This window comes from Bradyrhizobium sp. MI1.10, from assembly GCF_055811035.1.
The window spans coordinates 22,720-36,631 of sequence record NZ_JBVVPN010000050.1; the positions used below are offsets into that span (position 1 = coordinate 22,720).

8 protein-coding genes and 4 pseudogenes are annotated in these 13,912 nt (G+C 58.2%); 10 read left to right on the top strand and 2 right to left on the bottom strand.

What is annotated here, in order from left to right; genetic code table 11:
- Positions 1-71 precede the first annotated feature (71 nt).
- From AC0L3K_RS34225 to AC0L3K_RS34250, 6 genes and pseudogenes are all read left to right on the top strand, one after another.
- Positions 72-1,676, top strand: coding sequence for an ABC transporter substrate-binding protein (locus AC0L3K_RS34225; protein WP_473367653.1), 1,605 nt, complete (start codon positions 72-74; stop codon positions 1,674-1,676).
- A gap of 7 nt (positions 1,677-1,683) precedes the next feature.
- Complete coding sequence (locus AC0L3K_RS34230; protein WP_473367654.1) at positions 1,684-2,625, top strand: ABC transporter permease; 942 nt, start codon at positions 1,684-1,686, stop codon at positions 2,623-2,625.
- Between the two features lies 1 nt (position 2,626).
- Positions 2,627-3,511: an ABC transporter permease gene (locus tag AC0L3K_RS34235; protein WP_473367655.1), complete on the top strand. Its 885-nt coding sequence runs from the start codon at positions 2,627-2,629 to the stop codon at positions 3,509-3,511.
- Position 3,512: 1 nt separating this feature from the next.
- Complete coding sequence (locus tag AC0L3K_RS34240) at positions 3,513-4,520, top strand: ABC transporter ATP-binding protein (protein ID WP_473367656.1); 1,008 nt, start codon at positions 3,513-3,515, stop codon at positions 4,518-4,520.
- Positions 4,517-5,560, top strand: coding sequence for an ABC transporter ATP-binding protein (locus tag AC0L3K_RS34245; RefSeq protein WP_473367657.1), 1,044 nt, complete (start codon positions 4,517-4,519; stop codon positions 5,558-5,560). Before AC0L3K_RS34240 ends, AC0L3K_RS34245 begins: the two co-directional genes overlap by 4 nt.
- A gap of 183 nt (positions 5,561-5,743) precedes the next feature.
- A pseudogene (locus AC0L3K_RS34250) lies at positions 5,744-6,552 on the top strand (aminotransferase class IV).
- A 627-nt stretch (positions 6,553-7,179) separates the two neighbouring features.
- Here the strand turns inward: AC0L3K_RS34250 and AC0L3K_RS34255 are convergent.
- A pseudogene (locus AC0L3K_RS34255) lies at positions 7,180-8,148 on the bottom strand (DDE-type integrase/transposase/recombinase); the annotation flags it as partial.
- Between AC0L3K_RS34255 and AC0L3K_RS34260 the strand changes: the two are divergent.
- Both AC0L3K_RS34260 and AC0L3K_RS34265 read left to right on the top strand, forming a co-directional pair.
- Positions 8,105-8,245: pseudogene (locus tag AC0L3K_RS34260) on the top strand (IS481 family transposase); the annotation flags it as partial. The pseudogenes AC0L3K_RS34255 and AC0L3K_RS34260 sit on opposite strands and share 44 nt — an antisense overlap.
- A gap of 209 nt (positions 8,246-8,454) precedes the next feature.
- The gene (locus tag AC0L3K_RS34265; RefSeq protein ID WP_473367658.1) at positions 8,455-9,912 is read left to right on the top strand and encodes an amidase; all 1,458 of its coding nucleotides are present in this window, start codon (positions 8,455-8,457) and stop codon (positions 9,910-9,912) included.
- 628 nt (positions 9,913-10,540) lie between these two features.
- On the opposite strand, the pseudogene AC0L3K_RS34270 reads toward AC0L3K_RS34265, so the two are convergent.
- Positions 10,541-11,072, bottom strand: a pseudogene (locus AC0L3K_RS34270) (ATP-binding protein); the annotation flags it as partial.
- Positions 11,073-11,934: 862 nt separating this feature from the next.
- On the opposite strand from AC0L3K_RS34270, the gene AC0L3K_RS34275 reads away from it, so the two are divergent.
- Together AC0L3K_RS34275 and AC0L3K_RS34280 are read left to right on the top strand one after the other, a co-directional pair.
- The gene (locus AC0L3K_RS34275) at positions 11,935-12,414 is read left to right on the top strand and encodes an AMP-binding protein (protein ID WP_473367674.1); all 480 of its coding nucleotides are present in this window, start codon (positions 11,935-11,937) and stop codon (positions 12,412-12,414) included.
- Between the two features lie 41 nt (positions 12,415-12,455).
- The gene (locus AC0L3K_RS34280; RefSeq protein ID WP_473367659.1) at positions 12,456-12,953 is read left to right on the top strand and encodes an AMP-binding protein; all 498 of its coding nucleotides are present in this window, start codon (positions 12,456-12,458) and stop codon (positions 12,951-12,953) included.
- The last annotated feature ends 959 nt before the right edge of the window (positions 12,954-13,912 follow it).

Consider the following 13,912-nt stretch of genomic DNA (forward strand, 5'->3'; position numbering starts at 1 on the left):
AGTTCCCGGGTCTAGTGTTCGACAATAAGACGCGGATCCGCCGCGCGATCGACTCTAGGGGAGAACGGAACATGACAATCTCTCGACGCGACCTCATCAAGACAACCCTGGCGGTCGGCACAGCGGTATCGTTGCCATCGGTCATACGGGCGCAGACTGGACCTACCGCCGCCCGGACCGTCCGAATGGTCATGGCGGGTGACCTTCGAGTCTTCGATCCGATCTTTACGACAGCTAGCATCACCGGCGATCATGGCTACGCGATCTACGATACGCTGTTCGCGCTGGACTCCAAACTTACACCGCAGCCACAAATGGTGGACAAATGGAGCGTTTCCGACGACAAGAAAACCTATACGTTTGAGCTCCGGGATGGCCTCGCTTGGCATGATGGTACGCCCGTTACTGCGGTGGATTGTGTCACCTCCATCCGTCGGTGGGCCCGGGTCACTCCCGGCGGCAAACTGATCATGGCACGAGCTAAGGATATCTCGAAGAAGGACGATAAAACCTTCACGATCGAGCTCAAGGAACCGCTGGGGCTGCTGATTGATCTGCTGGCGAGTTTGTCAAACCCCTTCCTGTTCATCATGCGGGAGAAGGACGCAAGTCGTCCCGCGACCGAGCAGGTGACCGTGAACATTGGATCGGGGCCGTTTAAGTTCAACGAAACACTGGCCAAGCCGGGGGCGAGCTTCACCTACGACCGCAATGAGAAATACGTGCCGCGCCGCGAGCCGCCCGACGGATTCGCCGGCGGGAAGATCGTCAACGTCGATCGTGTCATCTGGGAGAACATTGCCAATCCGCAGACGGCTTTCGCGGCCTTGCGAGCGGGTGAGGTTGATTTCGTTGAAGCCCCGCTCGCCGATCTTTACCCGGCAGTCGAGAGCGATCCCAATCTCGCGCTCCAAGTTCTGGACAAGAAGGGTTGGGTTAATATTCTGCGCCCGAACTGTCTGCAAAAGCCGTTCGATAACGTGAAGGCCCGCCAGGCGCTGCTTCACCTGGTTGATCAGGAGGCGGTCTCTCGCATTTTCGCTCCCGACCCAAAATACTCCAACACCGTTACTTCGATGTTTGGAAACGACACGCTCTATTCCAACGCTGAGAATACAGGATGGTACAACAAGGGCGGCTATCCGGACAAGGCCAAGCAGTTGTTCAAGGAGGCTGGATATGCCGGTGAGAAGGTCGTCATCCTCCAACCCACGAACTTCGCGTTGACCAGCAATGCCGCGCAGTTCCTGGCGGGCGCACTACGGAAGATCGGGGTTAACGCCGAACTTGCGCCGAGTGACTGGGGCGGGGTTGTGACGCGCCGGACGAACAAGGGCGCCGTTGAGGAAGGCGGCTGGAGCATCTTTATCACGAGTGTGCCCAATTCGACTCTCAGCGACCCGGTCGGCGCGCCCTGGCTCGCCGCGGATGGCGACAAGGGGTACTTTGGCTGGCCGAAGAGCGACGAATACGAGGCCCTTCGGGCCCAATGGGCGGATGCCGCAACCCTCACCGAACGCCAGGCGCTGGCCCGCACGATGCAACAAGTATGGTGGGACTTTGTCCCGACCGTTCTGCTGGGTCAAGTTGTCTACCCAACCGCGCGCCGCAAGACGCTGACCGGCCTCATCGGGATGCCGAGTGCTCTCCCGATGTGGAACATGCAGAAGGCCTAAGCGCACAATGGCCGCTTACATCCTCGGCAGGATGCTCTCGACCATTGCCGTCATGGCGATGGTCGGCACTTTCATCTTTTTGCTTCTCAGGCTGTCGCCTGGCGACCCGGCGGCCATCATCGCCGGCGATGCGGCGACACCGCAGATGATCGCGAGCATCCGCGAACAGCTGGGACTGAACGATCCCCTGCCGGTCCAGTTCTTACATTGGGCGCTGGGCATTCTCGGCGGCGATTTCGGGGCTTCAATCTTCACGGGGCGACCGGTTCTCCTCCTCATTTCGCAGCGGTTGGAGCCCACCCTTTCCCTTTCGATCTTGACGATGATTCTTTCGGTCCCGACGGGGGTCATTTTTGGCATGGGGGCTGCATGGCGTGTCGGCGGCGTCTTCGACCGCGGTCTCGCAGCCTTTGCAGCGCTTGGCTTTTCTGTCCCGGTGTTTGTCGTCGGATATTTTCTTATTTACTGGTTCACCATCAACGTGCGCTGGCTGCCGGTCCAGGGATACCAGCCGATTAACCACGGTCTCGGGCGCTGGTTTGTGCACCTGATCCTGCCGACCGTGGCCTTGAGTTTCCCCTATATTGCTTACTTCTCCCGGATCACGCGTGCGAGCATGCTCGAAGTTCTTTCAGAAGACTATATGCGAACGGCCGCTGCCAAGGGCGCGTCTTCATATTCCATGCTCTTTCACCACGCCCTGAAGAATGCGGGTGTCCCGATCCTCACCGTGATCGGCATAAGTTTCGCATATCTACTTTCTGGCGTCGTCATCACGGAAACCGTGTTCAACATTCCTGGTATCGGCCGGTTGGTCGTCGATGCGATCAACAATCGTGACTATCCCATTATTCAAGGCGTGCTTATCCTCGCTTCGAGCCTGTACGTTTTGATCAATCTCGCGGTCGATCTCGCTTACACTCTGATCGATCCGCGTATTCGGTATTAACATGACATTTTTGTCCGCTTCGGCTGAATCCCTGTCGGTGACGTTGCGGCGGTGGCCATTTGGCCTTCAGCGTTTCGCAAGGCGGCATCCGCTGGTCTTTATAGGTGGTGGCCTCTTGGCGCTGTGGGTCATACTGGCACTCGCTGCTCCGCTTTACGCCAACGATCCGCTGAACATGGATCCATTCAAACGGCTAGAATCGCCTTCGACCGAGATGTGGTTTGGGAGCGACAATCTGGGCCGCGATGTGTTTGCGCGAACGATGTTCGGTGCGCGAATCTCGCTCATGGTGGGACTGACGTGTGCGGCGAGCGCTGCATTGGGCGGTCTATTGATCGGTGTCATCGCCGGCTACAGTCGCAGCTTCGACAACATTGTCATGCGGATCATGGACGGCCTGATGGCGATCCCGACCATTCTGCTTGCGATCGCCCTTATTTCCCTGACAGGCGCAGGGATCGGTATTCTCATCGTCGCAATCACTATCCCTTCGATCCCAAGTGTTACGCGGCTAGTTCGTTCGGTGGTACTGAGTGTCCGCACGCGTCCCTATGTGGAGGCCGCGCTCTGCGGCGGGGCGCGCCTGCCGAAGGTGCTGCGACGGCATATCATCCCGAGCACCATTCCGCCCCTGGTGGTGCAGAGCGCCAACGTCTGCGCGAGTGCGATTCTGACAGAGGCCGGACTAAGTTTCCTCGGCGTCGGCGTGCCGACCGAGATCCCCAGTTGGGGCAACATGATCTCAAGTTCAAGCTTCTATCTCGCTGTCGCGCCATTAACGGTCTTCGCCCCCGGGATCTGTCTCGTCATCACGGTTCTTACCGTCAACCTGCTCGGCGATGGCTTGCGCGACCTGTTTGATCCGCGTGCAAAACGCAGAGTCTGACATGCAAATGCAAGAACCCATCGGGGATGACGTGCTCCTTGATGTTCGGGGCCTGGAGACACACTTTTATGGCGAGGAAAGCGTCACCCGCGCATTGGGCGGCATCAGCTTCCAGGTAAAGAGTGGCGAAACCCTTGGCGTTGTCGGCGAATCCGGATGCGGGAAAAGTGTCACAGCCCTTTCCATTCTTCGCCTCCTGCCGAAGCGAAGCGCCAAGAGCGTCCGCGGCGAGATTCTTTTTCACGGACGTGACCTGTTGAAGCTATCCGAACGAGAGATGCGACAGATCCGCGGTGACCGAATCGCCATGATCTTCCAGGAGCCCATGACGAGCCTCAATCCGGTCTACACTGTTGGTTACCAAATCGCCGAGGCGGTGCAGATCCACACCAAAGCTTCCCGATCAGATGCGATGGCGAGGGCCCAAGAGATGCTCTGGCTCGTCAGCATCGCGGATCCCGAGCGTCGCGTTGGCAACTATCCCCACGAGGTGTCCGGCGGCATGCGCCAGCGTGTCATGATCGCCATGGCGCTCGCCTGCTCACCGGAGCTCTTGATTGCCGACGAGCCAACGACCGCGCTCGACGTCACGATCCAGGCGCAGATCCTGCGGCTGATCGTCGATCTGAAAGAGCGCACGGGAACCGCCGTGATGTTCATCACGCATGACCTGGGCGTCGTCGCCGAGACATGCCAACGTGTCATCGTCATGTATGCTGGCGGCATCGTCGAGCAAGCGTCCGTGATTGATCTGTTCGCGCGACCCGCGCATCCCTATACCCAGGCCCTCATGCGCTCGGTGCCTGATCCGCGGCACGGCCGCCGGCAGCGCCTTCCGGAAATTCCCGGCATCGTGCCAAGCCTGCGCGAGCCCACCGTCGGGTGCAGCTTCGCGCCGCGCTGCCCGTTCGCGGACGGCATTTGCCATGAGCAGACACCTGTTCTGCGTGATGTTGGGGCGGGCCACGCGGCGGCTTGCTGGCGCGCCGAGGAGCTAGTAGGCGCATGAGCGGCCCTCTGCTGAAAGTCGAGAACCTGACCAAGCATTATCGGCTCGGTACGGGTTTCCTGAAGAAGACCGTCCCGGTGGTGCGGGCGGTCACCGATGTATCTTTTTCGGTCGAGGCTGGCGAAACGCTGTGCATTGTCGGCGAATCTGGCTGCGGCAAGTCGACAGTTGCGCGCCTCTTGATGCGTCTCGTGCAGCCGACAGCCGGGCGTGTGCTTATCGAGGGTACCGATATTGCGGGCCTCAAGAAAAATCCGCTTCGAGATTGGCGCCGGCGGATGCAGATGGTCTTTCAGGATCCTTACTCGTCATTGAATCCGCGCCTCAAGGCTGAGCAGATTATTACTGAGCCCGCAGAGAACTTCGAGCGCCTCAGCGTCAAGCAGCGCCAAGCGCTTGCGGCGGATCTTCTCCGTAAGGTTGGGATGTCGCCCGAAATGATGCACAGGATCCCGTCCGAGTTGTCAGGCGGGCAGCGGCAGCGGCTCGGCATCGCCCGTGCGCTGGCACTTAAGCCATCACTCATCATCGCCGACGAGGCGGTCTCGGCCCTTGATGTTTCCGTGCAGGCCCAGATCCTGAACCTGCTTCTGGATCTCCAGCAGCAGACAGGCATCGCCTTCGTCTTCATCTCGCATGACCTGAGCGTGGTGGAGCATATCGGCCATCGCGTCGCGGTCATGTATTTGGGCCGGATCGTGGAGCTCGCTCCGTGCGAGGCGCTCTTTGCAAAGCCCGTTCATCCCTATACGGAAGCGCTGATCGCGGCCGCACCTGTGCCGGACCCCACCCGGATCCGGCTGGAAGTGCCCGTGCACGGCGAGGTGCCAAGTGCTATCAATCCGCCGAGCGGGTGCGCCTTCCATCCGCGCTGTCCGCTCGCGGTCGAGCGTTGCCGGATCGAAGAGCCGCCTTTGGTGCCGATAGAAGACGGGCGCCTCGTGGCCTGCCATTTGCGCGCCCCGGGCACAGACATCTCGGCTCCGACGGCTATGGCGTCCAATTCGCTCACTCCTATGGCACAGCCACTGACGCTTTGACCCGATTGAACATCTCGTGCGCACCGCCCTACACGAATGCCGGGCACGGCAAATGAGCGAGCAAGTAGCCGGGATGGAAAGATAGAACGTGACTCCCTCATGACACAGCGCTCAGCCGCGCCGCCTTTGGTGGTCGATGAGCATAACGTTGATCGACGGCGTTATCCACCCGGGGGCGCGTTCATGGATGGGCAATACGTGCGGATGTCCGAGCTAAGATCTCGGTGCTCGATTGGGGCTTTCTACACTCCGATGCGACCTACGACACGGTCCATGTCCGGAACGGAAAGTTCTTCCGGCTGGACTTGCATCTTGACCGATTGGGGTGTCAAACGTCTGCGAATGAAGCTGAGCTATGATCGTGAACAAATCGCGTTAATCTTCAACAATTGTGTCGCTTTGTCGGGGCACAAGGCATGCGTGATGATGATCTGCACGCGCGGCTCATCACCGACGTTCATCCGGGCTCCGCGTCAAGCGGACAACCGCTTCATCGCGTTTGCTATCCCTTTGGGTCGTCAACAAAGAGAAACTGGAGAGAGGATTGCATGTCGCAATCAGCGATACGGTCCGCATCCCGCCTAAATCGGTCCATCCCAGAATCAAGAACTTTCATTGGCTTGATTTCGTGAACGGCCTTTTTGATGCCTACGAATAAGGACGCGGAGACGGCGCTCATCCTAGATACGAACGGGCACATTGCGGAAGGGCCCGGCTTCAACGCATTCGTGGTCAAGGAAGGAGCCTTGAGGACACACCAGTTTTTGATGTCTTGCCGCGTATCGCACGCCGGACTGTCTTCGATCTTTGCGCCGAGAACGAGCTCTTGGTTACGGCCGCTGATGTCACTCGTGCTGAACTCAAGGACGCTGACGAGGTGTTCATCACCTCGACGGCCGGTGGCATCATGCCTGAGGCATATCGACCCCAGGAGATCGCAAGAGGACAAGTCGGAGCTATCACCCGTCAACATGGATCTCTACTGGCAATAGCACGGCCATCCGGCATGGTCGACGCTTGTCGTATACTCCATGACAGGAGATGAGCCGTGCGACAGCAACTTGGCGGTCGTCTTTGTGACGATCTCGATGAACTGTCGTCACTGAAAGTTCTGAAAATCGAGCAGAAAGTAGCTTTCTGATGTCACCGACAATCGAGCTTAGGGACCAGAAAGTGAACAAGTATTTCGATTGTTTTCATGGAGGCGATTGCTTCCCTACCGAGGGGTCGACCTTCTTCGAAGCTATGATCCTGAATTTGACGATGAAGTATCGGCGTGAGGCAGGGTATTTCCATCGTCCTCGAGGCAGTATGACAGCCGAAGTATGCCGATTGGAGGAGGAGCATGTGCCTGAGGCCCCGGGTAAGGCAGACACAAAATGTGTTGAACCCCTCGCTTGGCTCTTGGCAAAAATAGTTCACGTTGGATCAACCCCCATGAAGCAGCTGAACTAACGGGTGAGATATCAGAGAGTTTGTGAGTGGTCACCGACTTGGATCCCGATGGAGAACAGCTTCTTAAGCACTCGGGCTATCTTGCAGATATCGTCTCTCAATCGTGGAACTGAAATGGGTTTCAGAATACTCGCTCGAAATTGCGAGAGTAGTTTCATCGAGGTGTCTAAATACGAGACCTCCTTGGCATGAGCGATGATTTGGAGAGCTTGGGGCAAGGCGCCTGGATCGGGCGGCTTGAAGCGCCGGTTGGCGAGTTTGGGTTCGGCGGTCAGGCGCCCGTGCACGACCTGCTTCGGGTGAAGCACCCTTGAGCACGCGATGGCGCCTCCGATTGTAGGCCTGCCTGCAGCCCTTGAGCAGCCTCTCAAGATCACGATGGCTATCGATGGTGATGCCGAGCACGTCGCGCTGCACCCGCCCGTTGAAGCGCTCCACAAGACCGTGGGTTTTGCGGTGTGTAGGGGTTGGCCGTGCGATGCACCACCTTCCGCTTGCGGCAGGCGTTCTTCAAAGCCATTGGCCGTAAAGCAGGATCCTCTGTCCGTCAGGACATGCGTGACCTTGAAGGAAAACGCGCGGACCGTCGCTTGGACGAAGGCGAACGCGCTGGTGGCCAGCTCGTCATCATAGACGGCCAGGTGCATCCAAGGGGAGCAGCGATCGATGGCGACATAGAGGAAGCGCTTGCGGCTCTCGCCATTCGCGGTCTGCAGCTTGGGCACGTGGTTGATGCCCATGTGCACGAAGCTGATATCGTGGTCCTTGAACGTGCGGCTCTTGCGCTGGCGCTGCTGCGCCGGCGGCAGGCGACCCAGCCCCTCAGCCTTGAAGATGCGGTAGACAGCATCGCGGTTGAGATGCGGCAGGAAGCGGGTGACCACAAAGGTGAGGTCATCGAGCGGAAAACCGGTGGTCTGGCGCAGGGCGCAGATGCTGGCCCGCTCCTCGTCCGTGGCTTTCCAGGGCGGCGTGTGCGGCCGGCTGCTGTGATCCTGGCAGTCGTCGGCGCCGCGCTTGCGCCTGTAGCGCGACAATCTTGGTGAGAAGCTCTCAGCTTCATTGTCGAGCCGCACATCCGTCCGTCTCCTGGCCGCAGGAGGACGTGATGAACATTCATGCGCCCGCACCACTCCAGCCCGTTCGGAGCGAGATTGCCCGCTCGACCGAGCCCACGGGCGTGCCTGGCGAAACGCTTTGGCGTGAGCACCGAGACCCATCCGCAAGTGGTACAATGCTTGGCTGCACGAATTCATAATCCATGCGCTATCACTGCGCTCTACATGTTGCTCGCCACGCCGGATTTAGTCGCGCATTGAGATCTATGTGCGCGAAACCAGCGTTTGAAGTGAAGTACAGTGCTATGAATGGCTCACCTCTCTCCGCGCGCCACGTGACCGTTAGCTCCACCACAACAATGAGAAGGCAGGAAGAACAAAATGTCCAGGAAACCGGCAGCGCTGATTGCAGATCTTACGGCACTAGACTGTCTTGCCCTCTATAAGAGCCGGGACTTGTCCCCCGTTGAGGTGATCGATGACTGCTTGCAGCGCATCGAAAAACTAAATCCCAAGTTCAACGCGTTCTGCTTCATCGACTTTGAGCAGGCAAAAGCCCAAGCACGTCTCTCAGAGGCCCGGTGGATGCAAGGCGTGCCGATCGGCTTGCTCGACGGAGTGCCGGTAACTTTAAAGGACGTCACACTGAGTCGCGGAATGCCCACACGCTGGGGATCGAAGGCAACCAGCGAAGACGGGCCGTGGGATGTTGATGCTCCGCCCGCTGCGCGTCTGCGAGAGGCGGGGGCTGTCTTTCTGGGAAAGACCACTACTCCGGAATTTGGCTGGAAAAGTGTGACAGATAGTCCACTTTACGGAATAACTCGTAACCCTTGGAATCCGGACCTCACGCCAGGTGGGTCGTCCGGTGGAGCGGCGGTTGCCGCGGCGCTAAACCTTGGGTTTCTCCATCTGGGAAGCGACGGCGGCGGATCTATACGGACGCCCGCAAGCTTCACAGGCACCTTCGGCTTCAAACCAACCTTCGGGTATGTCCCCCAGTGGCCGGCAAGCGCATTTACGACGCTCTCGCATGTCGGGCCGATCACTCGTACGGTAGCCGACGCGGGTCTCATGATGAGAGTTCTCGCCCAAAAGGATGCGAGGGACGGTTATGACGGTCCGGAATATCCATTTGGTGAGGTCCCTTTCACATCGACATTAAAAGGCCTGAGAGTAGCCTATAGCCGAAACTTCGGGTACGTGGATGTCTCGGAAGACGTTCTGAACGTTACTGATGCCGCCGCCCGTAAAATCGAGTCGCTTGGCGCAGACATAACCGAGACAAGCCCCGGCTTCGAAGACCCCAGGGAAGTAATCTCAACATTTTTTTATGCGGGTGCTGCACGGCTGCTTAGCCGACTGAACAATGAGCAACGAAGCCTGCTCGACCCGGCCTTTGTGCAGTGGGCTGAAGAAGGCTTCGCTGTTACTCTTTCCCAATATCAAGACGCTCAAGACGCCCGCGCCGAACTTACTGCCAAGATGGCGGCGTTTCATGAGGACTATGACCTCCTGATCTCGCCAACGATGTCGGTTACACCTTTCCCCGTCGGACTCGATCGGCCACCTAACCGTCCAGATTGGGCGGCTTTCGTCACCCCTTTCAACCTCACGCAGCAACCAGCAGCTTCTCTGCCCTGTGGACTAAATGGCAACGGCCTTCCCGTGGGCCTCCAATTGGTCGGTGCGCGCTACAAGGACATGACGGTGCTATCCGCAGCACGCGTTCTTGAAAGTGTGTTTGGGCGTCTCGTCCCCGGAGGAGCGCGTGAGGCCCTGCCATATGGAATTGCAATGAGCCACAATCGTTCACAAGACGAGGTAAGGGCGCGTTGAATTGGCGTAAGTGGACTTCCGCGCCAAGGCCGGCGCCCCATTTCGGGGTTATCCAGTAACTGGTGTCCTGAACCCGAAGTTCGCAACGTCGCGTCGTGTTTTGCTGGGGCATTATATTGGCAGAAGCGTTCGATGGAAGCAAGGATATCAATCGGCTGACTTGGACCATCGGAAGGGGTTTGGGATCGGCGCTGTGTCGGTCGATGAACGAAGTGATCTCAGCCCTGAGGGCTGGCGACGCTGCGATAGACGCCGCCCCTGATCTTCTCGTCGGTAAGAAGCGCTCGATCGGATTGAGCCATGACGAACTGGTCGGGGTCACGTGCATCGTGCCAACGCCGCCTTTTAGCCAGCCATCTGGATGAGTGGGGTTCTAGTGACGTAGTTGTCCATAACGAGATGTCGACATCGAGTTGGCGCCGGGCGGCGGCCTAGATCTCGTCGAGGAACTTGCGAAACTCGGCAGCACGAGTTGTTTTTGCGCCATTCGGCTGTCCAGAACTCGAGGGGAATGCGCTTCCAGTCGGTCCATGCGCCGTTGCACTGTAAGCGTAGCGCCGCGGCCCTTTAGATTGTCTCTGCGCGATGTTGGAAGCACCGCCAGAAGAATCATCTTCTGCAAGGGTGCTCACAATGGACGACCATTCGGACGACATAAGACGACCATTGAGAAAGCGTATCGAAGTGTACGCCGGCGCCGCAGACTGTCGCCTTTGAGCTCGATGGGGTGCGCATTGTGAATGATGCGGTCCAAAATCGCATCGCGTGCCATTGCGACACGGGGACCTGACTTGTGATCAACAAGGATCCCTTGTCGTAGCGATCGTCGACGATCTCGAGTAGATCACGGCGCTGGTCGGCGGTGAGCGGTTCGGGTCCCCAGTCGCCGAGGATGAGGAGATTGACGCGCTGGAGCGCGGCGATCAGCGCGGGCCAGACGGCCTTCGCCGCGCGCCTGGGTGAGATCGGCGAACAGGCGGGATGCCCGCTTGTAGAGCACGGAGAAGCCGTCGCGGCAGGCTTTGTTGCCGAGCGCACAGGCAAGCCAGGACTTGCCGGTGCCGGTTAAGTGAGCGGTCGAGACCACGGGCGGTACGATAGTCGACGTTCTCGATGGCAGCAGTTTGACGGAGCTTGGCACTGCTCAAACGGCGCGTGAGCGGCGGTTGTCGCGAGCGGCTCGGCCCCTTGTACGTACAGCGCGACCTGCGGTTCATCCGCAACGCCGTTCTCCTCGCACTTGAGCCAGCGGTCGAAAAAGCGTCGCAGTTGGTGCAAGAAGTCGATCGGCGGCCGCCTTGACACGTCGGGAAACTGATGCAGCCATGGGCCTATCAGACCCGATATGCATCCACCATCGCTTGAGGGTAGTAGTCGCGCCAGCCGTCGATGACGAATGTCGGAACCTTTAATCCGCTCGGTCGCAATCGGCCTCGGGTCCTTCGGTTCGCCGTTGGGGCCATTGTAGCGGTTGTCAAGGTCTCTCACACCTTCGTGTTTTAGACGTTGAAGGCGCTCGCGCCATGTGCGCATCCACCGGCCATCATGGTCCTGAAAAGTCGGTGGCGACAAGTCTTGCGTGAACAGCATTGCCAACCAGCCGGCGATGTTGATGCAGCCTTGCATCCACCTGGCGCGAAACTTTCCTCGCGGCGGCCCGTTCCCTATATCCTTGTTACTGGCTTGGTACGAATAGTGAGTTCGTAGCCAGCACGCAGCTCACCACCCTGGGCACGCCGCGATGAACATGGGTACGCCGCGCCCAAGTGATAGCAACTGGAGGGACGCGAGTCGATTGGCATAATTCCATATCTCGATCTCACGCGTCGACGAACGATTTCTTATCACTGAGCCGAAGGATTATGCGATGACGTCCAGAAGTGTAACATCAAGCCAGTTGCGGGAACGCGTCACAAATGCCTTGCTCAGGCTGGAGGTGCTGGAATCCGGGTACGAAACCATCACGATTGGACGGCTGGTTGCAATGCGGCGCAAACGCATGGCTCGATAGTCGCGGTCGACATATTCGAGCGCGACGAGAGCGCGAGCTATTCCGAGATGGAACGCAGGTCGAACCGATATGCACGTGCGCTGCGTTGGTTCGGAGTGAGAAAAGGCGATCGCATCGGAATGATGCTGCCCAATCGCATCGAGTTTCCGATTCTGTTGTTCGCGATTGCAAAGCTCGGTGCGGTGATGGTCCCGATCGACATCTACTATACACCGAGGGAGGTCGAATTCGTTCTCAGTGATACTCAGGCGAAGTTTGTCATCGTGGACGAATCCGCTTGGCCAGTGTTCTCCGCGATGACGCCTTGGCCCCAAGGTCTTTCTATACAGCGGGTGATAGTTGTCGGACAGCCATCCGCGACTGCTACTAACCTGCATGAGGTGCTCGGGGGCATCGAGGATGCGCCGATGGAAACAGATGTTTGCCCCGATGACCTGCTGTTGATCCTGCACACGTCGGGGACAACGGGCTTTCCCAAGGGGTCATGTTGAGGCACGACTGATGGAGGGCGTGTGCGTACGCATCTGCCTACTTGGATCATCAGCCATACAAGAGATATCTGAGTTGGTCGTCCCCATCCTATGGTTATTGGCCAAGTATTCTTTTGAAGTCATATCGACAAGGGAGGACTTTGTACATAGCTCAGCAAATGAACTCGTCGCGACTTCTAGATTGGATCAAGGAATACCGCATCAAGTGGTGTGCGTTATCCAGGCAGATAGCGGAAGCGGCCGAGGACATACTTAGGTGCCTGAAGCAGGTCTCGCAGTACGACGGCTGGAGTGCTGAAACTGTGCGCCGATTCCGGGAGCTGCTTGGCGTGCGCGCCCACTATCCCTACGAGATGACGGAAATCGGATACGGCACACAAATGCCTTTCGACATCGAAGAGATGGATGACACAGGATGTCTCGGGATTCGCTCCCCATTTCGGGAACTGCGGTTGGTCAACGATGACGGTAGCGCCACCGCCATCGGCGAAGTTGGAGAGCTGTCGGTGAGGGGCCGTGGGATCTTGAAGGGCTATTAAAATAACTCGCAAGCGAATGCGGCGGGTGAGCGTCTTTTACATGCTTTCGTCGATAAGCACGCAGCCCCTGCCCAACGTTGCCGCATTTTTTAGAGGAGGGGCGCTGTGACAACGGTTGGCACATTAAACCCTAATTTCAGTCTTAAAACGGCCGAATCGCGTCAAAGCGCTGGTGTGTTGAATCCTACAGGATCTGTTCCGCTGTAAGGAATTGGACGTGCCGCGATCGCGCTAGTCGAACCGAGGCAAGCGTCCTTCTAAGCTCCCTTTGTCGCGTTCTAGCCGGCCTCCGATGTTGAGCCAAAGCCCGGGCAATGGCGTGCTGATGCTCTTGCGAGCGCCTGCTTGTCGCCAGATGCCTTTCGAGCGAGCTAGCCGGCTGCTATTGCTGTCTCAAGCCAGGGCTGCCGTATATTAGAACCGTCAGAGCGCTCGTTTCGGCTTTAGCTGGACGGATACTGACGATCACGCGGCCTTGGCCGTAATCCAGCCGAGGCGTATCGCTGTTGCGCGGCTGGCACGGTGCTTGCTGGAGATCATCTGCCTACACCAGGGTGTGCGTGTGTAGTGCCAGTCTCGCGCCAACGGCTAGGCGCTTCGTACCTTTTTAGGAGGACCGAATCTTGGGAGGAGCGAAATTGTGTCTGCAACTGAAGAAAGCTCAAATGATAGACCTTCAATCGATTCCATATGGTGCTGCAGCGGCGCAAGGAGCGCTGGCCAGCTCCATAGATCTTATCGAAATGGAACGAACTAGCCGTTTCCCTGCGCGTTCCCGTTGATCTTGCAACTGGATTCGATGTTTGACGAAGATAGAGGCCTTCAACGCCACTATCACTGAAATGGGCTTAATTGGTAAGGTGTACGGGAATGGACGTCATCAAACGCGCAGCGCGCCCTGACTCCAAAATCCGTACATCGATCTCGCAAGCGATCTTTCAGCTCAGACGATCGCTTCA

Excerpts from the sequence above, each read along its gene's own strand:
- AC0L3K_RS34225 (WP_473367653.1), top strand. The coding sequence starts at position 72 with ATGACAATCTCTCGACGCGACCTCATCAAGACAACCCTGGCGGTCGGC.
- AC0L3K_RS34230 (WP_473367654.1), top strand. The coding sequence starts at position 1,684 with ATGGCCGCTTACATCCTCGGCAGGATGCTCTCGACCATTGCCGTCATG.
- AC0L3K_RS34235 (WP_473367655.1), top strand. The coding sequence starts at position 2,627 with ATGACATTTTTGTCCGCTTCGGCTGAATCCCTGTCGGTGACGTTGCGG.
- AC0L3K_RS34240 (WP_473367656.1), top strand. The coding sequence starts at position 3,513 with ATGCAAATGCAAGAACCCATCGGGGATGACGTGCTCCTTGATGTTCGG.
- AC0L3K_RS34245 (WP_473367657.1), top strand. The coding sequence starts at position 4,517 with ATGAGCGGCCCTCTGCTGAAAGTCGAGAACCTGACCAAGCATTATCGG.
- AC0L3K_RS34265 (WP_473367658.1), top strand. The coding sequence starts at position 8,455 with ATGTCCAGGAAACCGGCAGCGCTGATTGCAGATCTTACGGCACTAGAC.